Consider the following 25,684-nt stretch of genomic DNA (forward strand, 5'->3'; position numbering starts at 1 on the left):
GCGTTTTTTTTATGCCTGTTCCTTCGCTGCAGCCGGGCCGGATCAGCGCTGCCGTCGCGGGGCGGCTGTCCGTAGTCTTACGCGTTTCTTTTGCAGTTGCAGCATGGCACAGTGGTGGCAGTTTTTCAGCCATGGGGTAGGACGCGATGACATTGCAAGGCAAGACAGCCGTTATCACCGGATCGAATTCGGGCATTGGCCTGGGGGTTGCACGCGAGCTGGCGCGGGCCGGAGCCAATGTGGTCCTGAATTCCTTTACCGACCGGGACGAGGACCACGCGCTGGCAGCGGAGCTCGCGCGCGAGTTCGGCATCAAGGCCCAGTATGTTCAGGCCGATATGTCCAGAGGCGACGATTGCCGCGCTCTGATCGAGAAGGCCGGAGCCTGCGACATCCTGGTGAACAACGCAGGCATTCAGCATGTGTCGCCGATAGAGTCGTTTCCGCAGGACAAATGGGACGCGATCATCGCCATCAACATGAATTCAAACTTTCATACCATGGCAGCCGCATTGCCCGGGATGCGCGCGGCTGGCTGGGGCCGGATTGTAAATATTGCGTCAGCGCACGGACTGACCGCCTCGCCCTACAAAGCGGCCTATGTGGCGGCCAAACATGGTGTCGTGGGCATGACCAAGACAGTGGCGCTGGAAACCGCGCAAGAGCCGATCACCTGCAATGCGATCTGCCCTGGCTATGTGTTGACGCCGCTGGTGGAAGCGCAGATCCCCGATACCATGGAAAAATACAGCATGGGCCGGGAAGAGGTGATCAAGAAGGTCATGCTGGAGCGTCAGCCGAGCCGGGGCTTCGCCACGGTGGAGCAGCTGGGCGGGACCACGGTGTTCCTGTGCTCGGAGGCGGCAGCGCAGATCACCGGCACCACGATCAGCGTCGATGGTGGCTGGACGGCGCTGTAAGTCCTTGGGGAGAGGGCGGGAGGGGCCGGCCCCTCTTGCCCCTGCCGGGGCAATTCACCCCGGAGTATTTTTGCAAAGGTGAAACAGGCAGGTGGCATTTGGCAGTACGGATTAATCTGGCCCTTCAGGGTGGCGGCGCACATGGGGCTTTTACCTGGGGTGTTCTGGACCGGTTGCTGGAAGAGCAGGAGGTTGAGGTGGTCGGTATCACCGGCACCTCTGCCGGGGCGCTGAACGGGGCCGCGTTTAAGTCTGGAATGGTGCACGGCGGGCGTTCGGGCGCCAAGGCGGCGCTGGACGGTCTGTGGAAACGGATGGGCGCCGTGGGCGACATGCGGTTCAATCATTGGCTGACGCGGTTTGATGCGGTGGCCTGGGCTGGCGCGGTGGAGGCCCTGATGCCGTTCTCGCCGCTGGAAAGCCTGAGCCAGGCAGTTTCCCCCTATCACTATGGTCCGTTCTACAAGAACCCGCTGCGCGAGGTGGTCGAGCAGTTCAACTTTGCCGGGGTCTGTTCGGGGGAAGGTCCGGAGCTGTTCATCTGCGCCACCTGCGTGCGCAGCGGTAAAATCCGCATCTTTGAAGGCGAGGAGATCAGCACCGACGCTATTCTGGCCTCTGCCTGCCTGCCGGAGCTGTTTCAGGCGGTGGAGATCGAAGACCCGGAGACCGGCCGTCTGGAGGCCTATTGGGACGGCGGCTATACCGGCAACCCGGCGCTGTTTCCGTTGTTCCGGGAGGGGCTGCCGGGGGATGTGGTGATCGTCAACATCAACCCGCTGGAGCGCGAAGAAATCCCAAAGACACCGCAGCAGATCCGCAATCGGGTGAATGAGATCAGCTTTAACTCGTCGTTGCTGCGCGAACTGCGGGCGATCAGTTTTGTGCAGCGCCTGCTGACGGATGGCACCCTGGAACGGGGCCGGATGAAGCAGGTGCGGGTGCATATGATTGCCGATGACGACCTGATGACGCAGCTGTCGGCCACCACCAAGCTGATCCCGGTGCCGCAGATCCTGGCGCGGCTGAAACAGGCGGGGCGGGATGCTGCAGAAGGCTTTCTGTCCCGGCAGAGGCAGAACCTTGGTGTGCGCTCTTCGGTCGATCTGCCTGCAATGTTCAGTTAGGCGTCTTCTGTTTCCAGCACCTTTGGTTTTGCGTTGGTTTCCAGCGGCTTGCTGGGATCTTTGGGGTTTGGATAAACCAGCCCGGCTGAAATCACCAATTTGGCGGAATCTTCGACGGACATGTCCAATTCGATCACGTCTTCTTCTGGCACAAACAGCAGGAAACCCGAAGTCGGGTTCGGCGTGGTAGGGAGAAAGACGCTGACCAGCCCTCCGCTGGTTTCAGCGCGCTTGGCGATTTCGCCCTTGGCATGGGTGGAGATGAAGCCGATCGCCCAGATACCCTTGCGCGGGTATTGCACCAGACAGGCCTTTTCAAAGCTGCGCTCAGACTGGGCAAAGACGGTCTCGGAAATCTGTTTGATGCCGGAATAGACCGTGCGCACAACTGGCATCCGTTCCACCAGGCTTTCGGCAAAGCTGATCAGCGAGCGGCCAAGGATGCCTTTGGCGATCCATCCGACAATGATTGTGAACAGCAGGAAGATGATCAGCCCGACACCGCGCAGGTTGATGCCGATATACTGTTCGGGGCGGACGGTGTGCGGCACCAGCGGCAGCACTACGCTGTCGATCCAGCCCATCACCGACCACAGCAGCCAGATGGTCAGGCCCACCGGCGCGATAACGACGATGCCGGTCAGAAAGGAGGCCCGCAGGCTGGCGAGCAGGCCGCGGCGGCGTTGGGGTTCTTCGTCGAATGGCGTGGTCATAGATCCGTTTTCCGGGAATTCCGCCTCGTACCTAGGCACTGTTGTGGGGCGGAGCAATGGTTTCCGCCCCAAAAATCAACTCATTGTGCGAGATTGTTGAGTTCCTGTGCGATCTGTGCCGCCAGTCGGGCATTGTTGCGCACCAGCGCGATGTTGGCGGTAAGCGAGCGGCCTTCGGTCAGCTCGAAAATGCGGGACAGCAGGAAGGGGGTCACATCCTTGCCCGAAACACCCTGCGCGTCCGCTTCGGACTGGGCCTGGGTGATGACGGGGGTCAGTTCTTCTGCGGCGATCTGGGCATCAGCCGGGATCGGATTGGCAATCAATTGACCGCCGGGCAGGCCCATCGCCTGGCGGGTGGCATGGGCGCGGGCGATCTGCGCCGGGGTATCCATCCGCAGCGGCGCCTTCAGCTCTGACTGGGCCGACCAGAATGCCGGAAAGCTGTCTTGACCATAGGCAATGACCGGCACACCCTGAGTTTCCAGAACTTCCAGTGTTTTGGGCAGGTCGAGGATCGCCTTGGCGCCCGCGGCAACAACGGTTACCGGGGTCTGTGCCAGTTCCATCAGGTCGGCGGAGATGTCAAAAGAGGTCTCGGCGCCCTTGTGGACCCCGCCGATGCCGCCGGTGGCAAAGACAGAGATACCGGCCAGCCGCGCCGCGATCATGGTTGCCGCCACGGTGGTTGCACCGGTGCCTTCGGTGGCGATGCAGGCGGGCATGTCCGCGCGCGAGATTTTGGCGACACCTTTGGCCTGACCCAGCGCCTGCAGCTGATCGGGCTCCAGCCCGATATGCAGCACGCCTTTGATCACTGCCATGGTGGCGGGCACAGCGCCGACATTGCGGATGTCCTGCTCCACTTGTGCGGCGACTTCGACATTCTGCGGATAGGGCATGCCGTGGGTGATAATGGTGCTTTCCAGCGCAACGATGGCGCGGCCCTCGGCCTTGGCGGCCTGAACCTCGGAAGAGTACTGAATATCGATCAAAGCGGGGGTTCTCCTGAAACATAGGTTGCCGCGGCCTTGAGAGCAGAGGCCAAAGCAGTCTTGCGGTCTTCGCCCCGTGCCTCGGCAACAATATGGGCGGCCATGAAAGTATCGCCTGCGCCGGTCACCCGGGCGACGGTAACGCGGGGCGGGACAAGCGTGATGCTGCCTTTGGCATCGGCCATGGTGGCGGAAGCGCCGCCATCCGTGACCAGCACCCGGGCGGCACCGCGGTCCAGCATGGCTTGTGCTGCGGTTTCGCTGTCGGTGAACTCTGCCTGGCACAGGATGCCGGCCTCTTCCAGGTTCACATACAACGTGCCGCGGGTGCGGGTCAGGAACGGACGCAGCCGTTCCGCTTTGCCCGGCGATGCCGGGGCAACACGCAGATCGGCCTTGGCAAAGGCCGGGCTGGCGGTGATGTCGTCCAGCAGCGACAGAGTCAGGTTGCCGTCCAGCGCAACCAGGCCCTGATAGGGCGTGTCCTTGGTACCCAATGCGCCATCGGACAGCGGGCGCAGGATCTTGTCCCCGGCGGCCTCCAGTGAATGGGCGTCGGCAATGGCCGCAATCAGCCCGTTGGCGCCTTCCACTGCCATATAGCGGTCCGTGGGCAGGTCTTCGGAACGGTAGATGTGATCAGTGATCAGGCCAAAGTGGCCGCAGGCATGGATCAGCTCGTCGCCCTCGGGGTCCCGGCCCACTGCCGTCAGCAGGGCCGGGTTCATGCCAAAACGCGACAGGGTCATGGCAATGTTCATGGCAACACCGCCGGGCAGCCGGGTGATGCGGCCGGGCATGTCAGACCCGCGCTGCATCTCGCTGGTGCAGCGGCCAATGATGTCCCACAGGACCGATCCGATACACAGGATGGCGGGTGTCTGGGAAAGTGAAGCTTGTGTCATATGGATCTATTGCCGCCTTTAAGAGGCTGCTGCAAGCGGCTTCACCGTGCAGGGACGGCGAATGTCAGAGCAGCCCAAAGACTTTCCCAGGCGTAATCGGCACCCTCTGGGGGCGGGCGCAGAACCACGGCGTCCAACAGGTAATTGTATCCCGGGACCACACTGACAAGGGCCTTCCCTTCTGCATCCGTGGTTTGAACCGTGACGGAAACGGTTCCGTCTGGCGCTTTGGCAAAGACTTCAACCTGTGCGGCCGGCCGCGGATTGCCCTGATAGAGCACCCGGACAGGGAGCCCGGATGTCAGATCATCTCTATATGGGTTGGCCAGAGCAACGATCTCTGTTTCCAGCCCGGTGACGCTGTCTGACCCGTTGCCTGCACCTATTGCCACCAGCGCCTTGGCATAGCGGGTGTATTGCTCCGTGAACCCGGCCTCCGGCAGGCCGCGTGCCTGATGCTGTGCGGGGATGCCAACAAAGGCCTTGTGGTCGACAAAGGCCCGAAACTCTGCCCAGCTGTCATAGGTGATGGTCTGCGGCTGTGTCTGATGGATCAGAACTGCCAGCCCCTCCTGCAGTGCTGCAGCGGTAAAGGCGGGCATATCCCCCATCCGGCCCTTGTATGGAGAGGCAGCGCCGTCCTGCATGACGTCGTAGCGGGCAATGCGGTGGTCCAGATAGGGCTGCTCTGCCCCGTTGAATTCCTGCCCGTTGCGCAGAGTTGCCACCAGCGTTTCACCGGAATCGACTTGATATTTCCCAGGCTCAATCCAAAACTCGTGGGATAACCCCGGAGCGCCCCCAAAAGGCAGCCCGGCGCAGAGCATTGAGCAGAACAGGCGGTATTGCATGGAAATGTCCTTGGCTTTCAGACGCGTCGTCACTTGGCTGCGCGGCCTATTTGCGCTGTTGTTCTGCGCCGTTGCAATAGCTCCGGTACCGGTCCGCGCACATGAGGTCACACCGGCAATTGCCGATTTCAGCGTCAAGGACGGGCAGATCATGCTTGCGTTGCGTCTGAACGTGGAGGCGTTTGTTGCGGGTATCAACCTGGATGGGGTGACGGACACCAATCAGACCACCCGGTCCGCTGACTATGATGAGCTGCGTGCGCTGGAGGCTGGCGAACTGGAACCGATGGTGCGGCTCTTTGCGGAAGACTGGCTGGAGACGTTTTCCATCCATGCCGGCGGGCCGGTTGTATTGACTGTCACAAGGATCGAAATCCCGGCGGTCGGGGATGTAAACCTGCCGCGGGCGTCCTTTCTGGATCTGACCGCAGAGATCCCGCCCGGGGCAGGGAGCCTGCGCATAACCTGGCCAAAAGGTTCCGGCGGTGTGGTGCTGCGGCAGAACGGGGTCGAGGAACCCTATACCGGGTATCTGCAAGGCGGAGAGACGTCCCCTCCGATCCCGCTGAGCGGCGGCGCCGCCAAGACGCCTGTTGAAGCCTTCATGGAGTATATCCCTGTGGGCTTTACCCATATCCTGCCCAAGGGGCTGGACCATATCCTGTTTGTGCTGGGGCTGTTCTTCCTCAGCCCGCGGGTGAAGCCGCTGCTGTTGCAGGTGAGCCTGTTCACGGTGGCCCATACCATCACGCTGGCGCTGGGGGCGCTGGGCATGGTGAATGTGAACCCGGCCATTGTCGAACCGCTCATCGCGCTGTCCATCGTGTTTGTTGCGGCAGAGAATGTCTTTGCCCGCAAGCTGCACAGCTGGCGCAGTTTTGTGATCTTTGGCTTCGGGTTGCTGCACGGGCTGGGCTTTGCCTCCGTGCTGGGAGAATTCGGATTGCCGCCAAGCCAGTTCCTGCCCGCGCTCATCGGGTTCAATGTTGGTGTCGAACTGGGGCAGCTGGCAGTGATTGCGGCCGCCTATTTGGGGGTGCGCCTGTGGTTCGGGCGGCATCCGAAATACCGCGGCCGGGTGGCGATCCCGGCCTCTGTTACCATCGCGATGATTGGCAGTTACTGGTTTGTGGAGCGGGTGTTTCTGTAACGCCCGCTACCGGTCTGGAAGGGAGGGCAGGGACGCTCAGCCCATCGCCCGCATCAAAACCGTCAGTGCGGCCAGCGGGTCCTCTGCGTGCCAGATCTCATCACCGATGCCAAAGAAATCTGTAAAGGGCGCAATGCCGCGCACCAGATCCTCGGTCAAACCTCCCTCGGCGACCACTGGAACCTCGATCATCTGGGACCACCACTGAAACAGATCAGCTTCCGCCTGCGCTCCGTCGCCCAGGCCGGATGTGCCCACCGGGCCGAAACTCACATAATCCGCACCCGCTTCGCCTGCGACGATGCCGTCATGCTGCGAAGCGCCGCAGAAACAGCCGACAATGGCATCCGGCCCCAGCGCTTTGCGGGCGGTGCGCACCGATTTGGACGCATCGGTCAGATGTACGCCGTCCAGCCCCAGCCGTTCCGCCAGGATCTGGTGGTCGGAAATCACCAGCGCCACGTCACGCTCCATGGTGACCTCACGCAGGGCATCACCGGCGCGGCTCAGCGTGTCCTCGTCGCGGCTTGCCAAATCCAGGCGCACGCAGGCCACGTCGATCTCATCAAGCACCCGTGCCAGCTGGCCGGGGAATTTGCCCAGCTCGAAACTCGGCGGGGAGATCAGATAGATCTGCGGCTGCTCGACGGTTTCTTCAGGGCTTCCCATCGTGGTGCTCCATTGTTCAGGCGGTTTGACGGTGTTTAGCCGATTTCCGGCAGGACGCAAGGATTTGCGGCGCAGAAGCCCCGGTAAATGCGGCCCAAAACCGTGCAGGACCTTGCCCCGCAGCCGCGCGGGCAGTACAGCGGTGCCGATTTTGCCGGAGAACACGATGCCCACCGATACGCCCCAGCCCGCCTTTGTCCTTGTCCGCCCGCAGATGGGCGAGAATATCGGCGCCGCTGCGCGGGCGATGTGGAACTTCGGTCTTGACCGGATGCGCATCGTGGCGCCGCGTGATGGCTGGCCGAACCCCAAGGCAGTGGCGATGTCCTCGGGTGCCGGCCGCCTGCTGGATGAGGCGCAGCTGTGCGCGGATGTGCCGGAGGCGCTGGGCGACTGCACCTATGTGTTCGCCACCACCGCCCGCCAGCGCGGGCTGACCAAACCGGTGTACAGCCCCGAACGCGCCATGCAGATCGCAGCCGAGAAGATCGCAGCCGGAGAGAAGGTTGCAGTGATGTTCGGGCCGGAACGTGCGGGGCTGGAAAACGAGGATATTGCCAAGGCCAACGCCATCATCTCGGTGCCGGTGAACCCGCTTTATGCTTCGCTGAACCTCGGCCAATGTGTGCTGCTGACCGGTTATGAATGGATGCGGCAGTCGGGCGACGTGGTGCATGAAACCACGGATCTGGGCCGCAAGGGCGACTGGGCCACTGGCGTCGAGGTCGAGAAACTGGTGGAGCATTACGAGGACCGGCTGGACGCGGCGGGCTTCTTTTTTCCGCCGGAAAAGGCCGACAGCATGAAGACCAACCTGCGCAACCTGTGGTCCCGGATGCGGATGACCCGGTCTGACGTGCAGATGCTGCATGGCATCATGCGGCAGATGGTCCGCTGGAAAGAGCGCGGTGGCGAATAAGCCGCACTGGACCTTTAGATGACCCGCCCCTAGCTTGGCAGCAGAGATAAAGAGGCACGCATGAGCAAGCGCAGCATTTTCGAAGAGGTCGAGGGCGAGAAGACAGACGCGCCCGCAGTGCAGCCGGGTCTGATCGACCGCGGCCGTGGCGGTGCCCGCAAGGCGATCCGTGCCTGGCTGATGGTGCTGTTTGCGCTGGTGGTGGCTATGATTGTGGTGGGCGGGCTGACGCGTCTGACCGACAGCGGCCTGTCGATTACTGAATGGCGCCCGGTGACCGGGGCCATTCCGCCGATGTCTGAGGCCGACTGGCAAGCGGAGTTCGACAAGTACAAAGAAATCGACCAGTGGCGCATCCAGAACCAATGGATGGAACTGGCGGATTTCAAATCGATCTACTGGTGGGAGTGGGGCCACCGTCAGCTGGGCCGTGTCATGGGCGTGGTCTGGGCGCTTGGGTTCTTCGGCTTTCTGGCGGCGCGCAAGATCCCGGCAGGCTGGACCCGCCGGCTGCTGCTGCCCGGTATTCTTGGTGGCGTGCAGGGCGCCATCGGCTGGTGGATGGTGGCTTCTGGCGTGACACAGGGCGAGGGGATGACCACTGTTGCCTCTTACCGTCTTGCCGTCCATCTGGGGCTGGCCTTTGTGATCCTGGGCTTCATTGCCTGGTATATGCTGATGCTGGGCCGGGAAGAGCGCGAGCTGATGCAGGCCCGCCGCGCCAAAGAAGCCAAATTGTTCAGCCTGTCCACCGGTCTCATGCATTTCGCCCTGTTGCAGATCCTGCTGGGGGCGCTGGTGGCGGGTATCGACGCCGGCCGCTCTTACACGGACTGGCCGATGATGGGCGGGCAGATGATCCCGCCGAACCCATTCATGCTGGAGCCTCTCTGGAAGAACTTCTTTGAAAACCCCGGTCTTGTGCAATTCATCCACCGGGTGGCGGGCTATCTGCTGTTTGCCTTTGCCGTGGTGGCCTGGCTGCGCGGGCGCGGCTCTGCCCATGCCCGGACCCGGTTTGCCTTCAACGCGGTTTTTGCGGCACTGTCGGTGCAGGTGCTGCTGGGGATCATCACGGTGATCTACGCCGCACCGCTGCATGTCGCGATTACGCATCAGCTGGCGGCGGTTGGCGTCTGGGTTCTTATCCTGCGCGCCCGCTTTCTGTCTGCCTATCCCATTGCAACCTCGATCAAGGATCACTGACCCATGAGCGCATTTGATGATTTGACGGCTTTCCAGCGCGAAACTCAGGCGCTGGGGCAGATTGCGGGCCGTCTGGGCTGGGATCAGGAAACCATGATGCCGCGCGGGGCGGCGCCGCAGCGGGGGGAGGAAATGGCCGCGATCGAGGCGGTGCTGCACGCCCGCCGCAGCGACCCGCGGGTGGCGGAGTGGCTGGAGCAGGCGGTGGCCCCCAATGAAGCCGGCGCAGCGCAGCTGCGCGAGATCCGCCGCAGCTATGAGCGCACCGCCAAAGTGCCTGCCGATCTGGCCAAAAAGATTGCTCAGGTGACATCTGTGGCGCAGGGCCAATGGGCCGCCGCGCGGGCAGATGAGGACGTTGCCGCCTTTGTTCCGGTGTTGGAGGACGTCGTTGCGCTGAAGCGCGAGGAAGGGCAGGCGCTGGCGGCGGGCGGAGATGTCTATGATGCCATGGTCCAAGACTATGAGCATGGCATGACCGGTGCCGCAATCGCCGAAATGTTCGACGCCATGCGTCCCGGATTGGTGGAGCTGCGGGCAAAGGTGCTGGAGAAACCCGCCCCCAAAGGGCTGACCGGCGCCTTTGACGAAGCCGCGCAGATGAAGCTGACCCGCAAGCTTGCCAAACAGTTCGGTTATGACATGTCGCATGGCCGGGTCGACAAGGCGGTGCACCCGTTCTGTTCCGGAGGGGGGCTGGATGTTCGGATCACCACGCGGACCAGCGAGAGCGATCCGTTCAACTGCTTCTATTCCACCATCCATGAGGTCGGCCACGCGGCCTATGAACAGAACATCAGCCGTGATTACCTGCTGACGCCGCTGGGCAGCGGAGTGTCGATGGGGGTGCATGAAAGCCAGAGCCGGATCTATGAAAACCAGATCGGCCGCAGCCGGGCCTTTACCGGCTGGCTGTTTGAGGAGATGAAGACTGCCTTTGGCGATTTTGGCGTCGCGGATGCGGATGCTTTCTATGCCGCTGTGAATGCGGTGCATAAAGGTTACATCCGGACAGAAGCGGATGAGCTGCAATACAATCTCCATATTATGATGCGGTTCGGTCTGGAGCGCGCGCTGATGAGCGGCGATCTGGCGGTGAAGGACCTGGAAGCAGCCTGGAACGACCGGTTTGAAGCGGATTTTGGCTATGGTGTCGACAAGCCGTCCAATGGCTGTTTGCAGGATGTACACTGGTCGGTTGGCCTGTTCGGCTACTTCCCGACCTACACATTGGGCAATGTTTACGCCGGCTGCCTGTACCAGGCACTGCGCCGGGATGTGTCAGGGCTGGATGCCGATCTGGCTGAGGGTGACACAAGCGGTGCAACCAGCTGGCTAAAGGAAAACCTGCAGCAATACGGTGGTCTTCGCAGCCCGCGCGAGACCATCGTGCATGCCGCCGGCATGGAGCCGAGCCACGCGCCGCTGCTGGCCTATCTCGAAGAGAAGTTCAGCCAGCTTTACGATCTCTGAGTCTACTCTGATACACGGCTAAGGCCTTCTGGCGGCAGCGGAAACCCTGCTGCGCCTGAAATTCCATATCTTAACAGTATTCTCTTATTCCTAGGGGGAGTAAGAGAGTGAACTGAAGCATACCGCCGTTGCCGATCTGATTTTGCCAGTTCCGTGTTGGGTTCCACCCCGGTCTGAGCCATATGCCTGTCAGATCAGCGCCATCCGTTCCGCCCGTTCTGGATCCGGGAAGGGCCGGTAAAGGCCGATGTCTGCAGTGGCGATCAGGGTGGTCACATTTGTGTAGAGGCGTTCGACCTCTTCATCGTGTTCGCCAAGTACCCGGAAGGCACGGTCCAGCTGGGGCATGTCCTGAAATTCAATTTCCAGCAGGAAATCCCGGCAGCTGTCGCTGGCAAGATTCAGTTTGCGGCGCAGCAGGCGCCAGCTTTGGACAACGCCGCGTTCCTGCAGATAAATCATCCATTGATCAACCGCACTGGCAAAGTTGAGCGCCTTGGCCTCGTGATGCAGGTCGATGGAGCAGTGGTACAAGTTCATTTGGGAATCCCCTTCATGAGACATCAGAACTTGCCGTAACAATACCTAAGATCCGTTAGGGGAGCGTTAACAAAGCGAACGCCGCCCCGGCAACGGGACGGCGCGTCAAGTTTTCCAGGAGACGGGGCTTATTCTTCGCCGCCGTCTTCCGCGTCCTCGCCGTTTTCAGCGATCCAGGCGACAGAGACCACTTCCTCTCCCTTGCCGGTGTTGAACACCCGCACGCCGCCAGCCGAGCGCGAGCGGAAGGAGATGCCGTCAATCGGTACACGGATCGACTGGCCCTTGGAGGTGGCCAGCATGATCTGGTCATCCATCTCGACGGGGAAGGAGGCCACAATTTCGCCGCCGCGCATGGCCTTGTCCATGGCCGTTACGCCCATGCCGCCACGGCCGCGCACCGGGTAATCATGCGAGGACGAAAGCTTGCCGGAGCCGCCTGCAGTGATGGTCAGGATCAGCATTTCTGCTGCCGACATCTCCACATATTTCTCCTGGCTGAAGGTATCGCTTGCCGGTACGTTCTCTTCGTCCGATGCATCCTCATCCGTGAGGCCAGCCACGGCACGGCGCATCTTGAGATAGGCAGCACGGTCTTCGGGCGTTGCCTCAAAGTGGCGGATGACGGACATCGAAACAACGTGATCCTCTCCGCTGAGCCTGATACCGCGCACGCCTGTCGATTCACGCGAGTTGAACACGCGCACATCGGTGGAGCGGAAGCGGATCGCCCGGCCGGAATTGGTGAACAGCATCACGTCGTCATCTTCCGAGCAGATGCGCACGTTCACCAGCTTCACGGAGCCGTCCTCGGGCAGTTTCATCGCGATCTTGCCGTTGCGGCGGACGTTGGTGAAATCCGACAGGCGGTTGCGGCGCACATCGCCGCCGGAGGTCGCAAAGACCACCTGCAGGTTTTCCCATTCTTCATCCGGTACGTCGACCGGCATGATGGCGGCGATGGAAACACCTGTGGGGATCGGCAGGATGTTGACGATCGCCTTGCCTTTGCCAGTGCGGCCAGACTGCGGCAGGCGCCAGGTCTTGAGCTTGTAGACCATGCCATCTGTGGTGAAGAACAGCAGCTGGGTATGGGTGTTGGCGACAAAGAGGGTGGTGATCACATCCTCTTCTTTGGTCTGCATGCCTGAAACACCTTTGCCTCCGCGCTTTTGTGCGCGGAAGTCGGCCAGCGGAGTACGTTTGATATAGCCGCCAGAAGTCACGGTCACCACCATGTCCTCGCGCTCGATCAGGTCCTCGTCCTCCATGTCGCCGGACCAGTCGACGATTTCGGTGCGGCGCGGCACGGCGAAATTGTTGCGCACCTCGCGCAGCTCGTCGCCGATAATGCCCATGATCCGTTCGCGCGAAGACAGGATTTCAAGGTATTCCTTGATCTTGCCGGCCAGTTCTTCCAGCTCGTCCGTGACTTCCTTGACACCGATCTGGGTCAGGCGCTGCAGACGCAGCTCCAGGATGGCGCGGGCTTGGGTTTCTGACAGGTTGTAGGTGCCGTCTTCATTCGCCGTGTGGGTCGGATCATCGATCAGCCTGATGTATTCAAGGATCGGCTGGGCGGGCCAGCGGCGGGTCATCAGTTTTTGACGCGCTTCCGCCGCATCCGAGGATTGGCGGATAGTGGTGACGATTTCATCGATGTTGGTAACCGCAACGGCCAAGCCGCACAGAATGTGGCTGCGCTCGCGCGCTTTGCGCAGAAGATGCGCAGTACGCCGTGCAACCACGTCTTCGCGGAAATCGATGAAGGAGGTCAGGAACCGGCGCAGCGTCAGCTGTTCCGGGCGGCCGCCGTTCAGCGCCAGCATGTTGCAGCCGAAATAGGTTTGCATCGGGGTGAAACGGAACAGCTGGTTCAGCACCACCTCGGGGGTTGCGTCGCGTTTGAGTTCCACAACAACCCGCACGCCGTTGCGGTCGGATTCATCCTGCACATGGGCGACGCCTTCGATTTTCTTTTCGCGGACCTGCTCGGCGATCTTCTCGATCATCGCGGCTTTGTTCACCTGATAGGGGATCTCATCCACGACAATGGCATAGCGATCCTTGCGGATCTCCTCGACACGGGTTTTCGAGCGGATCACCACACTGCCGCGGCCTTCGAGATAGGCCTTGCGGGCGCCGGAGCGGCCCAGCATCACGCCGCCGGTAGGAAAGTCGGGGCCGGGGACGTAATCGATCAGCTGTTCGCTGGTCAGGTCGGGGTCTTCGATCAGCGCCAATGTGGCATCAATCACTTCGCCCAGATTGTGCGGCGGGATATTGGTGGCCATGCCAACCGCAATACCGCCGGCACCATTGACCAGCATGTTCGGGAACCGGGCCGGGAGCACGGTCGGCTCGCGGTCCTTGCCGTCGTAGTTGTCCTGGAAATCGACCGTTTCCTTGTCGATGTCCGACAGCAGGAAGGCAGCAGGCTTGTCCATGCGCACTTCGGTGTAGCGCATGGCCGCCGGGTTGTCGCCGTCCATCGAGCCGAAGTTGCCCTGGCCGTCCAAAAGCGGCAGCGACATCGAGAAGTCCTGCGCCATCCGCACCAGCGCGTCATAGATCGCACTGTCGCCGTGCGGGTGATATTTACCCATCACGTCGCCGACCGGGCGGGCCGATTTGCGGTAGGACTTGTCATGGGTGTTGCCGGATTCGTGCATCGCATAGAGAATGCGGCGGTGAACCGGCTTCAGACCGTCCCGCAGGTCCGGGATGGCCCGGCTGACGATGACCGACATCGCATAGTCGAGATACGAGTTGCGCATCTCAGTTTCGATGGAGACGGTCGGCCCGTCATAGGCCGGGCGTTCCGGCAGATTTTCGTCCATGTTTTCAGGAGTTTCCGGCGTATCGCTCACGTTGGCTGCCCGCTCTTTCTTCTGGGTCTATATATTGTGTATGCACCCTATCAGAGACCGTATATGAGGCGCAAGCACGCAGCCTCCGAAAGCCGGATCGCAGCCGTTCACGCATTGATAACGCACTGTTTTTGAGGAAATTAACCAATTGCACCCTAGCATCAACAGAAGGGGGGACGAAAAGGAGGCTAGAGATGGAGACCAGCGAAACCGAGCTGATGCTCAAGGGATACGGGCTGACTACGGCGGAATTCACCTATCACATGCCGGATCATATCCATGTATTGAACACCTTCGTCTGGCAGCAGTACGACCTTGCGCCGGACCACCCGCGGCTGTTTGAATTCATCGAATTCTGGCAGCGCGAGATTGACGGGCCGCTGCATTCGGTGCGGTTCAATCACCGCAAGATGATCGGCCCCGGCGAGTGGCGCAATGTTGTCGGCGAGTTTCAGATCCACTGACCCGGATCAGTGTCTGGCATCGCCAACACGGCCGGTCGCGCCGTTGGCGGTGAAGACCTGCCTGACGACATCCGGCTTTTGTATTCCTCGGCCGTGGGCTGAAGGGTTTGAAAGGGTGAAAGCAGATTTTTTGCAACAGGAGGCGGAAGGACACCTGGTCTGCGCCTGAAGCTGTTTAGCAGTCCGATGCCCAAAAGGTGAAGCCGGGTGGTATTTCTTGGGAAATGGATTGTTGACGCGGATCCAGCGCCAGGAAAGTCGCGTTCCTAAGGCCGCCGAGCCTTCCCAAGTTGCTGCCAGAATACCTGCGAGCAAGAACCGCTTGTCCCATTGTTTTTCATGTGTCGCGGCATTGCGGCGGCAATGAAATTCCATCCGGCCGGGTCATGCTGGCTTTGCCCGGGAAGCTCAGTTTCGTCGGGCACCCTTTGCGGTTGCGGGAAGAGTGGTGCAGCCTTAAAGCTTATGCGTGTTGAGTTTGGTGGCGAGCCCACGGGGCTTCAAATCCGTCAGCGAGTGCTGGGCAGGCAACAACAGGCAAAGAGACAATCAAAAATGCGCACGACAATTGTTAGAAACAACTTTGACAACTTTTTGGGGGCCACAGGGACCATTCGTGAAAGCTGGTATGGTAAGGGCGGGGATGATACGTTCTCCATCTATCACTATAACAGCGAAATCGACTTTCCGTCCCTTCCTGATCTTTCAGACCGCTTTTTCGGCGGTTCAGGTGATGACCTGATTGAGACGCTCTATTTCGATCTCAATGTCGGAAGCGGGCTCAGCAAATACAGCCAACTTAGCTTCGATGGTGGGAAGGGCTACGATACGGTGTCGTCGCACGCTGCAGTTGAGATGGTCGCGGGCTTCAAGCTGGAACTGGATAAAATCGAGACAAATGTCATTTCAGTGGAGCATTGGAAATATGACATCGAGCTGTTTGGCGGCACCGAAGGGGGCAGGTTCACTCTGATTGCCGGGGCGCAAGATGACACGTTGAATATCAGTCAAATGGAACAAGTGGTTGCTGACGGTGTTCGTGTGAAAACGCAGGGCGGTAATGACAATGTCACCTACCACGCCGGAGAGGACCTTAGTAATCTGGAGGTGAACACTGGTAAGGGCAATGATTACTTTGAGTTCACCAGCGCACGGGATGTAACTGCCAACCTGTCGATTGTGACTGGCAAGGGCAAGGACACCGTGGTTATCAACGGGTCCAGCAATTCTTCTCCAGACGGGTTGACCGCTGACATCCGCACTGGCAGCGGGGGTGACAAGATTGTGCTGGAAGGGATGCACGCCGAACGGCTTCGTGCCGGGACGGGCAGCGACGATATCTACATTCTGACCGGCAGTTTTTCGAATGCAGCTGATACGGTGTCCACAGGTGGAGGCCGTGATAGGTTGTTTATTGAACTGGACGACTATTCGACGGTTGCGATTGTTGACGATTTCTCAGCCAGTAAGGACATCTTTGTCTTTGACGCAGCGGAAGCCGTGTCTGCTGTTCCGCGCGATACCGAAGTGACTTTCGATCAGGCAGAATGGCGGGCCTCTGACGAAAGTCTGCTGTTCATGAGCAACGAAGAGAACAGGCTGTACTTCGGCGACAACGTGCTTGTGGAGTTTTCCACTGACGTAGAACTGTCCTCTGCCAATTTCACGACGGATACCTGGGGCCTCTGACGAGGCCCAAAGTCCGTCAAGCTGAGCAGCTGGCCCCTCCAAGAACGCAGAATTTGGCGCAATGGGGGTGGTTCAGCTGCACCGGGCGCTCGGCCTCGGCCAGGGTCGCGCCCAGCTCAAACTCTGGGGCGTAGGGCAGGAGAGTGCAGGCCAGAACGGCAGGGCTGTCCGCGCCTTTGCGCTTTACCACCATACGGGAGGACGCGCACATCACGCTGTCGGGCGTCTTGTCCAGGATATCCCAGCAAGCCGTTGTGATCTCGGGCACTTCCACGGTTTCGTCCATCTCTGGGAACAGCACGGTCTGGCCCGGGTTCTGGGCGTCGATGGCAAAACCGTGTTTGCTGTACAATGCTGCATATCCGGCGCGGGCCTCGGTGTCGTTTTCCCCCCAGACAGTGCGGCCTGCAACGGCCATCTGCAAGCCGTTGTCGCGCAGCCATTGCATGCCTTCGATGGTCTTGGCAAAGCTGCCTGCGCCGCGCTCTTCGTCGTGCAGCGCTTCGCTGTGGTGGTCGACCGAAATGCGCAGCGTCAGCTTGGCGCCGAAGTCGTCACGCAGCGCCAGAAGGCCCGCCTTGACCGTTTTACGCATCATCGGGCGCATCGCGTTGGTGAGGATCAGAACCTCGAATCCGCGCTCAAGCGCGGCGCGGGCCATCGCGATCATCTGAGGATTCATGAAAGGTTCGCCGCCAGTAAATCCGATTTCCCGGATAGGCCAGTTGCGATCCGCGATCTGATCCAGATAGGTTTCAACCTCGGCAGTGGTCAGATAGACCAGAGCGTCATTCGTCGGAGAGCTGAGAATATAGCAGTTGCCGCATTCGATGTTGCAAAGAGTGCCGGTGTTGAACCAAAGCGTTTCAGGGCGGCTGAGCGGAACGGAGGCGCGGTCTTGACCATTCGCCGTCACAAAGGCGTCTTGGAACTTGCCTAAGTTCGCGGCAGATTTTTGCAGGTCTTTCATGCGGATGTCCTTCGGGGCAGTTCCTTTCGTGGCAGGCTACCTTATACTGGGCAGGAAATGAAAGCAGCCGGTCAGGCACATGACAGGGATGTGAGCGGCGGTGGGCCGCGCCTGCCCCGGCGGAGACAGGAAGAACAAAAATGGTTTCGCGTGTGATACCGGTCGACCCGTTTGACCTGGTGATATTTGGCGGCACTGGCGATCTGGCGCAGCGCAAGATTCTGCCAGCGCTGTTCCGCCGCCATTGCGCCGGGCAGCTTTCGGCACAAGAACGGATCATCGGTGCCGCACGGACCAGCCTGACCTGCGAGGAATACCGCATGGTTGTGGCCAAGGCTCTGCGTGCACATGCGGGACCAAAAGCCTGCGGCGGCGGTGCGCTGGAGGCGTTTCTGAAGCGTGTCAGCTATGTTGCCTTGGATGCCCTGGGGGAAGAAGGCTGGCAGGAGTTGAGCCACCAACTGCGCCCGGCAAAGGACGTTCCGGTTCGTGTGTTTTACTTCTCGGTTGGTCCCAGTCTGTTCGGGCCGCTGGCCGAGCGGCTGCAACGGCATGGGCTTGCGAATGCGGAGACACGGATCGTGGTGGAGAAGCCCTTTGGCCACGATCTGGCGACTGCACGGGAGCTGAACCGGACCCTGGCGGGCCATTTCGACGAAGGCCAGATCTACCGGATCGATCATTATCTGGGCAAGGAGACGGTGCAGAATCTGATGGCGGTGCGGTTCGGCAACATGCTGTTCGAACCATTGTGGAACAGTCAGTATGTGGACCACATTCAGATTACCGTGGCGGAAACCGTCGGGGTGGAGGGGCGCGAAGAATATTATGAACGCGCCGGCGCCATGCGCGATATGATGCAAAACCACTTGATGCAGCTTTTGTGCCTGATCGCGATGGAACCCCCCGCGAAATTCGACCCGGACGCGGTGCGGGACGAGAAGCTGAAGGTAATCCGTGCGCTGGACCCGGTGGAACCGCATCACATCGTGCGCGGCCAGTATCAGGCCAATCTGGACCCGGAGGCGCCGCATCCTTCCTACCGAGGGCTGGTCGGCAACCCGCGCAGCACCACAGAGAGCTATGTGGCGCTGAAGGCGCATATCAGCAATTGGCGGTGGGCCGGCACGCCGTTTTATCTGCGCACTGGCAAGAGACTGGTAAACCGGTCCTCTGTGATCAATGTGATGTTCAAGGACGCGCCGCATTCGATTTTCGGGGCCGAGGCCGGACGCCATGCCAACCATCTGAAGATCCGCCTGCAACCGAATGAGGGCATCACGCTAAGCGTGACGATCAAGGAGCCGGGGCAGGGCGGCATGCGGTTGATCGACGTGCCGCTGGATATGAGCTTTGCAGAAGCCTTGGGGCCAGAGGGCGGCGATCCGCCGGACGCATACGAACGGCTGATTATGGATGTTGTGCGCGGCAATCAGACGTTGTTTATGAGGGGCGATGAGGTCGAAGCGGCCTGGGCCTGGACCGATCCGATAATTGAGGGCTGGAAATCCCGCGGCGATGTGCCTAAACCTTACGTTAGCGGTACCGCTGGCCCAGAGGATGCCGATTTGCTGATGCGCCGCGACGGGCGTGAATGGAGGGGGATCAACCCATGACGTTCAACGAGTACGCTGATCAGGACATGCTGGCGATCGAGGTGGCAAATGAAATTGCTGGCGATCTGAAAACACATCTTCTGCATCATGATGCGGCGTCTTTTGCAGTTGCGGGCGGCACCACGCCGGGACTGATCTTTGACGATCTCTGTGCTGCGGATATCGAATGGAGCCGGGTTCATGTCATGGCCACGGATGAACGCTGGGTGGCTGCAGACACAGCCCGGTCCAATGCGGCAATGATCCATGGCAGGCTGTTGCAGAACCGCGCTGCCGAGGCGCAGTTCCTGCCGTTTCATGTGCCGCAGCGAGAGCCGGAAGATGTGCTGGCGGAGCTGGAAAGCCTGGTTGTGCCGGAGCTGCCGCTGTCCGTATTGCTGCTGGGAATGGGCGAAGACATGCATACGGCCTCGCTGTTTCCCGGTGCAGCAGGAATTGACAGAGCGCTGGCAGCGGATGCGCCGCCTTTGGTGGTGATGCGGCCGGACAGCCAGCCAGAAGCACGTATCAGCCTGACAGCGCGGGTGCTGGACGCCGCAATCGCCAAGCATCTGGTGATTTTCGGCGATGCCAAGCGCAGGGCGCTTGAGCAGGCCTTGGCTTTGCCTCCGGAAACTGCCCCTATTCAGGCTGTTTTGTCAGAGACCACAGTCCATTGGGCTCCGTGAACTCAGGAAAGGTAGAAATGTTTGCTGCATTGAAGACGCTGCATTCCGATGTTTGCAGTGACGGCATTATTGATTTGTTCGACAAGGATTCCGGGCGCGCCGCGGCGTTCAGTGTCAGAGCCGATGATCTCTTGTTCGATTACTCCAAGACTTTGATCACCCCGGCAGTAAGAGACGCCCTGATTGCCATGTGCGAAAGCCGCGGCGTCGCAGCCGCGCGCACCGCGATGTTTGATGGCGGCTGCATCAATGAAACCGAGCAGCGTGCGGTGTTGCATACGGCCCTGCGTGATCCGGACGGCCCGGAGCTGCTGGTCGATGGCGCGGATATCCGCGGCCCATTGCGCAAGACACTGGACCGGATGGCAGAATTGGCGCGTCGTATTCGCTCCGGCGCAATGCGGGGGCCGGGTGGCGCCTTTACGGATGTAGTGAACATCGGGATCGGCGGATCTGATCTGGGTCCGGTGATGGCCGCCCTGGCGCTTGCTCCCTATCATGACGGGCCGCGCTGCCATTTCGTGTCCAACGTGGATGGTGCGCATATTCACGATATCCTGCAACGGCTTGATCCTGCGACGACTTTGGTGATTGTCGCATCGAAGACGTTCACCACCATCGAAACGATGACAAATGCAGCGACAGCGCGGGACTGGGTGCAAGCAGGCGGCGGAGACCCGGCGCAGCAGTTTCTGGCGCTGTCGACCTCGGAAGAGGAGACAGCAGCCTTTGGCATTCCGCGCAGGCAGGTGTTTGGATTCGAAGACTGGGTCGGCGGCCGCTATTCGGTCTGGGGGCCGATCGGGCTGAGCCTGATGCTGGCTGTGGGACCGGAAGATTTCCGTGCGTTTCTTGCTGGCGGCAAGGCCATGGATGATCATTTCCGCGATGCCCCCTGGGCGCGAAACATGCCGGTGATGCTGGCGCTGACCGGCATCTGGCACAATCAGGTTTGCGGGTATCCGACCCGTGCTGTGCTGCCCTATGATCAGCGGTTGCGGCGGCTGCCCGCATATCTTCAGCAATTGGAGATGGAATCAAACGGGAAATCCGTGGCGATGGACGGATCGGCGCTGCCCTATGCCTCTGGCCCGGTGGTCTGGGGGGAGCCCGGCACCAACGGCCAGCATGCGTTTTATCAGCTGCTGCATCAGGGCACCTCTGTCATTCCGGCGGAGTTTCTGGTGGCGGCCAAGGGCCATGAGCCGGAACTGGCGCATCACCACAAGCTGTTGGTGGCAAATTGCCTGGCCCAGTCCGAGGCGCTGATGCGTGGCCGCAGCCTGGAGGAAGCCCGCGCGCTGATGCAGGCCAGGGGGTTCGCAGGAGCCGAGCTGGAACGCCAGGCGCGGCACCGTGTGTTTCCGGGCAACCGGCCCTCGACCACGCTGGTCTATCCAAAGCTGACACCCCATGTTCTGGGCCAGATCATCGCCCTGTATGAGCACCGGGTGTTTGTTGAAGGGGTGATCCTGGGCATCAATTCCTTTGATCAATGGGGGGTTGAATTGGGCAAGGAGCTGGCCAACACATTGGCACCGCTGCTGGCTGGTGATTCAAACGCAGAAGGTAAGGATGGCTCTACCCGCGCGCTGCTGGACTTTGTCCGCGGAGCAGCAGGGTGTTGACGCGGACGTAAGGCACAGCAAGGCGGGGACTGTTCCGCCGCCTCGCTGTCCGGGTTAGGGCAGCGTGATACTGCTGGTGATGGTATTGACGAAGTTTCCGCTTGCAGGATCCGTCAGAGAGGAGAAAGTGCCGCCGCCTTTGGCCGCCGCCCAGTGGCCTGTGCCGCCGTTCAGTTTCCAGCTTCCGGTCAGGGCGCCAGAGGCGTCCATGCCTTCGGCATGCCAATGTAGAATTACCTTGTTGCCGGCCGTGTCAGTGAAGGCGCAAATGCCGCCGCCGGTCACCCCGGACGGGGCTGCCTCGACCGCACCGAAACAGGGGCCGGCGGCACCGTTCATCGGGTGTTCAGCGTCTTCCATCTCAACATTGTCATAGGAACTGCTGGTCTGAATCACCATGTGCCCGTCAGTGATTTCTGTGGGCGTATTGGCTGTGACGCCTGTTCCGGTGCCGCCTTGTTCCCAGGTTGTGCCTGCAAAAGCGGTTCCGGTGCAAAAGTGCACAGCACTGCGGCGGTGAAGTGGTGACGTGTCATACTGGTATCCTCCCAAACTGGCCGTCCGAACCAAGCGGACGTGCGCAGCCAGTCTAGCACAAACAGCCGGTATGCGCTTGAGACTGGCAGTCAAACATTGTGCCGGAATTGGGGGCAGCAAGTGTTTGAAAATATGGGGAGGCTGGAGCGGGTAGCGGGAATCGAACCCGCGCCTTAAGCTTGGGAAGCTCGCATGATACCATTTCACCATACCCGCTTGTGCGGGCAGGAGTATGCCGCGGCGCCAGCAAGGTCAAGGGCGCCGCAGCAGAAATTTCAGGGCAGGAGGATCAGCCGCGGCGACGGCGGCGACGGCCACCGGCGGCGTTTTCGCCATCCCCGCCACCTGTGTTGAAATTCACCTGCGGAAGGGTGACCACTGTTTCCAGGATCGGGAAGGGCTCAGCCGAATTCGGGATTGCCGAGGCATTCACGAAATGCTCCTGAAAGCGGGGTTCAACTGCGGTTTCGATCTTCTCGATCCGGCGCACGGTCTCTTCAATCTCGCCGCGGGCTTCGGTATTCAGAAGCGCGATCCGCGCGCCGGTGCCTGCGGCATTGCCGGCAGAGGTGACCTTGTCCAGAACGCAGTCGGGGATCATGCCCAGAACCATCGCGTGTTTGGCAGAGATATGCGCGCCAAAGGCGCCCGCCAGCACCACCCGGTCCACGGTGTCGACGCCAAACTTGTCCATCAAGAGGCGGGCGCCAGAGTAAAGCGCCGCTTTGGCCATCTGGATGGCGCGGATGTCGGGGTTGGTGACAGTGATAGTCGGGCCGCCCTCGGCGGAGCCATCCCACAGCATAAAGGCGTTGGTGCGCCCGTCCTGGATGCAGCGGGCGGAGCCGGTCTGCTCAGCCGAGCCGATGAGGCCGGAAGCGTCCAGCACACCAGCAAGGCGCATTTCGGCAATCGCTTCGATGATGCCAGAGCCGCAGATGCCGGTGATGCCGGTGGTGGCGACCGCCTCGGCAAAGCCGTCTTCATCCGACCAGATTTCCGAACCGATCACGCGGAAGCGGGGTTCCTTGGTCTCGGGGTTGATCTCGACACGTTCGATGGCGCCGGGGGCGGCGCGCTGGCCGCTGGAAATCTGCGCGCCCTCAAACGCCGGTCCGGTGGGGGAGGAGCAGGCGAGGACCTTCTCCTTGTTGCCCAGCAGGATCTCGGCGTTGGTGCCGACATCCACGACCAGAACCAAATCTTCGGATTTATCCGGAGCTTCGGACAATGCCACCGCTGCTGCATCAGCGCCGACGTGGCCTGCGATGCAGGGCAGCAGGTAAACGCGGGCTGCGGGGTGAATGTTCAGATCAAGCTCAGCAGCGCGAAGTGCCAGAGAATTGGAGGTCGCCAGCGCAAAAGGCGCCTGGCCCAGTTCGAACGGATCGATGCCAAGGAACAGGTGGTGCATCACCGGGTTGCAGACAAAAACCGCATCCACGATCAGCGCCTTGTCGATTTCCGCTTCGGAGGCGATTTGAGTGAACAGGGCATTCATGCCTTCGCGCACGGCCTTGGTCATCTCCTGATCGCCGCCCTTGTTCATCATCGAATAGGACACCCGGCTCATCAGGTCTTCGCCAAAGCGGATCTGCGGGTTCATGATACCGGAAGAGGCCACGACCTCACCGGTTTTCAAATCGCAAAGATGCGCGGCGATGGTGGTGGAGCCAAGGTCAACCGCCAGGCCATAAAGTGTTCCCTCATAGAAGCCGGGCCAGATGTGCATGATTTTTGGAGGATGGTTTTCATCGCCCAGATGCACGGCAACAGTGACTTTCCAGCTGCCTTTGCGCAGCGCGGGCTGCAGCACATTCAGGATATGAAGGTCGGTTTCGACGTCTTTCAGGTTCCACTGGCTGTCCAGTGCCTCGATCAGCCGTTCCAAGTCGCCGGTCGGCTTGTGCATGTCGGGTTCTTCGACCTCGACATAGTACAGACGGGTGGACGGGTTCATGGTGATGTCACGGGCTTCGGCGCGTTTGCGGACCACCTGGCGGTGGACCTGGCTTTCCGGCGGCACGTCCACAACGATGTCACCTTGGATGGTTGCCTGGCAGCCAAGGCGGCGGCCGTCGATCAGGCCGCGCTTGTCCTTGTAGCGCTGCTCGACCTTGTTCCACTCGCTCAGGGCGCCTTGCTCAACTGTGACGCCATGTTTCGGGAACTCGCCGTAAGAAGGCGTGATCTGACATTTGGAGCAAATGCCGCGTCCGCCGCAGACCGAGTCGAGGTCGACCCCAAGCTGCCGGGCTGCCGTAAGGATCGGCGTGCCCGCGGGGAAATGCCCGCGTTTGCCGGAGGGGGTAAACACAACGAGGGGTTCGTCAGTCATGCCTGTGGCCTTTTCATTCCGCAATTTAGGCGGAGCATATGGTCTTTTGCGGCAAGCGAAAGGCAATGGGCGGCATTTTCCTGTCTGCTGGCGCCATTTGCTGAAATTAGATGACTGTGGAATGCTGTTTTCGGGCAGGCTTTCCGGTCAGAGGTGCGAAAGGGGCGCAACTTCCTCCAGCCACGCCAGAATCTCTGCGCGGTTTCCATCCAGCTGTGGGGCGGGGCGGCGGACATCCGGGTCGGGCAAACCGCTCATCTTGATCGGGTTCCCTGCGGATAGGGTCTCTGGCTGGCCATCTTTGTTCAGAATATCGACCACCATGTTGCGGGCCAGAAGCTGCGGATCGCGCAGCACTTGGTCAACTGTCTGGATCGGTCCGGTTGGAACACCGGCTTTGCCCAGCAGGTCGATCCAGTGGATCTTGGGGTGATCCAGCGTAACGGCCTCGATCAGGCGTTTAAGAAGGCGGGCGTTTTCACAGCGCGCCGGATTGGTGGCAAAGCGTGGGTCCGCTGCGATCGGCAGCTGCAGGGCATCGCAGAGCCGGGCAAACAGCGCATTGTTTCCGGCGGCTATGACGAACAACCCGTCCGATGCGTGAAAGGTTTCAAAGGGGGTGATCGACGGATGCCGTGCGCCGGACGGCAAGGGCGGTTTTCCGGTAACCGATGTCATGGCAATGGCGTGTTCCAGCAGGGCCAGCTGACTGTCGAGCATAGCCACGTCGACGAAGCGGCCGAGACCTGTTTTCTGCACGTCGAGAAGCGCCGAAAGAATGCCATGCCCAAGAAACATTCCCGCAACGATATCGCCGATCGATGCGCCTACGCGCACTGGTTCACGGTTCTTTTCCCCAGTGATCGACATGACGCCTCCGCGTGCCTGGACCACCATGTCATAGGCTGGCTGTTGCGCGTCGGGGCCGGTGTGGCCAAAGCCCGAGACCGCGCCGTAGATGAGGCGCGGATAACGGGCATGCAGGTCGTCCCAGCCGTAGCCCAACCGCTGCATCACGCCGGGCCGGTAGTTTTCCAACAGGACGTCGGCCTGATCCAGCAGGCGCTCGAAGAGGCGCCGGTCCTCAGGCGATTTCAGATCCAGCGCAATGCTTTTCTTGCCGTGGTTGATCGTGGCGAAATAGGCGCTGCTGCCGTGTTTGAAAGGCGGGAAGGCTCGGGTGTCGTCGCCGGTTCCTGGCCGTTCCACCTTAATCACCCGGGCGCCGAGGTCTGACAGGATCATCGAACAGTAAGGTCCTGCCAGAACATGGGTCAGGTCCAATATGGTGATGTCTTTCAGCGGGGCGGACATGGCAAATTCCTGAAACACTTCTGCAGCTTTGCAAATAGCCGGGTCAGCACAGCGCGCATTGACCCAGATCAGCCGCACGCCAAAGAATTGCTGCGGTGCAGGAATTCTTTCCTGTGGGCTCT

Annotated in this window: 23 protein-coding genes and 1 tRNA gene; 11 read left to right on the forward strand and 13 right to left on the reverse strand. The window is 60.7% G+C overall.

Annotation, left to right across the window (positions count from 1 at the left end):
* Window positions 1-146: 146 nt before the first annotated feature.
* Window positions 147-920 carry a 3-hydroxybutyrate dehydrogenase gene (locus ACP151_RS03430; RefSeq protein WP_424977456.1) on the forward strand — a complete coding sequence of 258 codons (774 nt, stop codon included), beginning with the start codon at window positions 147-149 and terminating at the stop codon, window positions 918-920.
* A 98-nt stretch (window positions 921-1,018) separates the two neighbouring features.
* Window positions 1,019-2,047: a patatin-like phospholipase family protein gene (locus ACP151_RS03435; RefSeq protein ID WP_424977457.1), complete on the forward strand. Its 1,029-nt coding sequence runs from the start codon at window positions 1,019-1,021 to the stop codon at window positions 2,045-2,047.
* On the opposite strand, the gene ACP151_RS03440 is transcribed toward ACP151_RS03435, so the two are convergent.
* The 4 genes from ACP151_RS03440 to ACP151_RS03455 all read right to left on the reverse strand — a co-directional run bounded on the left by ACP151_RS03440 (window position 2,044) and on the right by ACP151_RS03455 (window position 5,511).
* The gene (locus tag ACP151_RS03440) at window positions 2,044-2,760 is read right to left on the reverse strand and encodes a DUF502 domain-containing protein (RefSeq protein WP_424977458.1); all 717 of its coding nucleotides are present in this window, start codon (window positions 2,758-2,760) and stop codon (window positions 2,044-2,046) included. The two genes, ACP151_RS03435 and ACP151_RS03440, sit on opposite strands and share 4 nt — an antisense overlap.
* A gap of 80 nt (window positions 2,761-2,840) precedes the next feature.
* Window positions 2,841-3,755 (reverse strand): pseudouridine-5'-phosphate glycosidase, encoded by a 915-nt coding sequence (locus tag ACP151_RS03445; protein WP_424977459.1) that lies wholly within the window; start codon window positions 3,753-3,755, stop codon window positions 2,841-2,843.
* Complete coding sequence (locus tag ACP151_RS03450; protein WP_424977460.1) at window positions 3,752-4,660, reverse strand: PfkB family carbohydrate kinase; 909 nt, start codon at window positions 4,658-4,660, stop codon at window positions 3,752-3,754. Before ACP151_RS03450 ends, ACP151_RS03445 begins: the two co-directional genes overlap by 4 nt.
* A gap of 41 nt (window positions 4,661-4,701) precedes the next feature.
* Window positions 4,702-5,511, reverse strand: a complete 810-nt coding sequence (locus ACP151_RS03455; RefSeq protein WP_424977461.1) for a DUF4198 domain-containing protein — start codon at window positions 5,509-5,511, stop codon at window positions 4,702-4,704.
* On the opposite strand from ACP151_RS03455, the gene ACP151_RS03460 reads away from it, so the two are divergent.
* The gene (locus ACP151_RS03460; RefSeq protein ID WP_424977462.1) at window positions 5,510-6,661 is read left to right on the forward strand and encodes a HupE/UreJ family protein; all 1,152 of its coding nucleotides are present in this window, start codon (window positions 5,510-5,512) and stop codon (window positions 6,659-6,661) included. The genes ACP151_RS03455 and ACP151_RS03460 overlap by 2 nt on opposite strands.
* A gap of 36 nt (window positions 6,662-6,697) precedes the next feature.
* On the opposite strand, the gene ACP151_RS03465 is transcribed toward ACP151_RS03460, so the two are convergent.
* Entirely contained in the window at window positions 6,698-7,330 is a 633-nt protein-coding gene (locus ACP151_RS03465; RefSeq protein ID WP_424977463.1) for a thiamine phosphate synthase, read from the reverse strand.
* 166 nt (window positions 7,331-7,496) lie between these two features.
* Between ACP151_RS03465 and ACP151_RS03470 the strand changes: the two genes are divergently transcribed.
* From ACP151_RS03470 to ACP151_RS03480, 3 genes are read left to right on the forward strand one after another with little or no spacing between them, the layout of a single operon-like run.
* The gene (locus ACP151_RS03470) at window positions 7,497-8,249 is read left to right on the forward strand and encodes an RNA methyltransferase (protein WP_424977464.1); all 753 of its coding nucleotides are present in this window, start codon (window positions 7,497-7,499) and stop codon (window positions 8,247-8,249) included.
* Window positions 8,250-8,309: 60 nt separating this feature from the next.
* The gene (ctaA, locus tag ACP151_RS03475) at window positions 8,310-9,455 is read left to right on the forward strand and encodes a heme A synthase (RefSeq protein WP_424977465.1); all 1,146 of its coding nucleotides are present in this window, start codon (window positions 8,310-8,312) and stop codon (window positions 9,453-9,455) included.
* A gap of 3 nt (window positions 9,456-9,458) precedes the next feature.
* Window positions 9,459-10,928 carry a carboxypeptidase M32 gene (locus ACP151_RS03480; protein WP_424977466.1) on the forward strand — a complete coding sequence of 490 codons (1,470 nt, stop codon included), beginning with the start codon at window positions 9,459-9,461 and terminating at the stop codon, window positions 10,926-10,928.
* 189 nt (window positions 10,929-11,117) lie between these two features.
* Here the strand turns inward: ACP151_RS03480 and ACP151_RS03485 are convergent, their stop codons facing one another.
* Together ACP151_RS03485 and gyrA are read right to left on the reverse strand one after the other, a co-directional pair.
* Entirely contained in the window at window positions 11,118-11,468 is a 351-nt protein-coding gene (locus ACP151_RS03485) for a DUF6614 family protein (RefSeq protein WP_424977467.1), read from the reverse strand.
* A gap of 128 nt (window positions 11,469-11,596) precedes the next feature.
* On the reverse strand, window positions 11,597-14,308 hold the full coding sequence (gene gyrA, locus ACP151_RS03490; protein WP_424977468.1) for a DNA gyrase subunit A: 2,712 nt from the start codon (window positions 14,306-14,308) through the stop codon (window positions 11,597-11,599).
* Window positions 14,309-14,532: 224 nt separating this feature from the next.
* On the opposite strand from gyrA, the gene ACP151_RS03495 reads away from it, so the two are divergent.
* Complete coding sequence (locus ACP151_RS03495; protein ID WP_424977469.1) at window positions 14,533-14,802, forward strand: usg protein; 270 nt, start codon at window positions 14,533-14,535, stop codon at window positions 14,800-14,802.
* Between the two features lie 6 nt (window positions 14,803-14,808).
* Here the strand turns inward: ACP151_RS03495 and ACP151_RS03500 are convergent, their stop codons facing one another.
* Complete coding sequence (locus ACP151_RS03500; RefSeq protein ID WP_424977470.1) at window positions 14,809-15,177, reverse strand: hypothetical protein; 369 nt, start codon at window positions 15,175-15,177, stop codon at window positions 14,809-14,811.
* A 90-nt stretch (window positions 15,178-15,267) separates the two neighbouring features.
* Here ACP151_RS03500 and ACP151_RS03505 point away from each other — a divergent pair, with 90 nt between their 5' ends.
* Entirely contained in the window at window positions 15,268-16,491 is a 1,224-nt protein-coding gene (locus ACP151_RS03505) for a hypothetical protein (RefSeq protein ID WP_424977471.1), read from the forward strand.
* A gap of 16 nt (window positions 16,492-16,507) precedes the next feature.
* Here ACP151_RS03505 and ACP151_RS03510 read toward each other — a convergent pair whose 3' ends face one another.
* Window positions 16,508-17,461 carry a radical SAM protein gene (locus ACP151_RS03510; protein ID WP_424977472.1) on the reverse strand — a complete coding sequence of 318 codons (954 nt, stop codon included), beginning with the start codon at window positions 17,459-17,461 and terminating at the stop codon, window positions 16,508-16,510.
* A gap of 140 nt (window positions 17,462-17,601) precedes the next feature.
* Between ACP151_RS03510 and zwf the strand changes: the two genes are divergently transcribed.
* The 3 genes from zwf to pgi are packed head-to-tail and all read left to right on the forward strand — an operon-like array spanning window position 17,602 to window position 21,373.
* A complete protein-coding gene (zwf, locus tag ACP151_RS03515) occupies window positions 17,602-19,077 on the forward strand; it encodes a glucose-6-phosphate dehydrogenase (RefSeq protein ID WP_424977473.1) in 1,476 nt (491 codons plus the stop codon).
* Window positions 19,074-19,745: a 6-phosphogluconolactonase gene (pgl, locus tag ACP151_RS03520; protein ID WP_424977474.1), complete on the forward strand. Its 672-nt coding sequence runs from the start codon at window positions 19,074-19,076 to the stop codon at window positions 19,743-19,745. Before zwf ends, pgl begins: the two co-directional genes overlap by 4 nt.
* 17 nt (window positions 19,746-19,762) lie before the next feature.
* Complete coding sequence (gene pgi / locus ACP151_RS03525) at window positions 19,763-21,373, forward strand: glucose-6-phosphate isomerase (protein ID WP_424977475.1); 1,611 nt, start codon at window positions 19,763-19,765, stop codon at window positions 21,371-21,373.
* A gap of 54 nt (window positions 21,374-21,427) precedes the next feature.
* Here pgi and ACP151_RS03530 read toward each other — a convergent pair whose 3' ends face one another.
* The 4 genes from ACP151_RS03530 to ACP151_RS03545 all read right to left on the reverse strand — a co-directional run bounded on the left by ACP151_RS03530 (window position 21,428) and on the right by ACP151_RS03545 (window position 25,562).
* A complete protein-coding gene (locus tag ACP151_RS03530; RefSeq protein WP_424977476.1) occupies window positions 21,428-21,772 on the reverse strand; it encodes a hypothetical protein in 345 nt (114 codons plus the stop codon).
* Window positions 21,773-22,052: 280 nt separating this feature from the next.
* Window positions 22,053-22,126, reverse strand: a tRNA-Gly gene (locus tag ACP151_RS03535).
* A 73-nt stretch (window positions 22,127-22,199) separates the two neighbouring features.
* Window positions 22,200-24,248, reverse strand: coding sequence for an ASKHA domain-containing protein (locus ACP151_RS03540; protein ID WP_424977477.1), 2,049 nt, complete (start codon window positions 24,246-24,248; stop codon window positions 22,200-22,202).
* A 147-nt stretch (window positions 24,249-24,395) separates the two neighbouring features.
* Window positions 24,396-25,562 carry a CaiB/BaiF CoA transferase family protein gene (locus tag ACP151_RS03545; protein WP_424977598.1) on the reverse strand — a complete coding sequence of 389 codons (1,167 nt, stop codon included), beginning with the start codon at window positions 25,560-25,562 and terminating at the stop codon, window positions 24,396-24,398.
* Window positions 25,563-25,684 lie beyond the last annotated feature (122 nt).

It is taken from the genome of Leisingera sp. S232, assembly GCF_049800895.1.
Lineage (GTDB): Bacteria > Pseudomonadota > Alphaproteobacteria > Rhodobacterales > Rhodobacteraceae > Leisingera.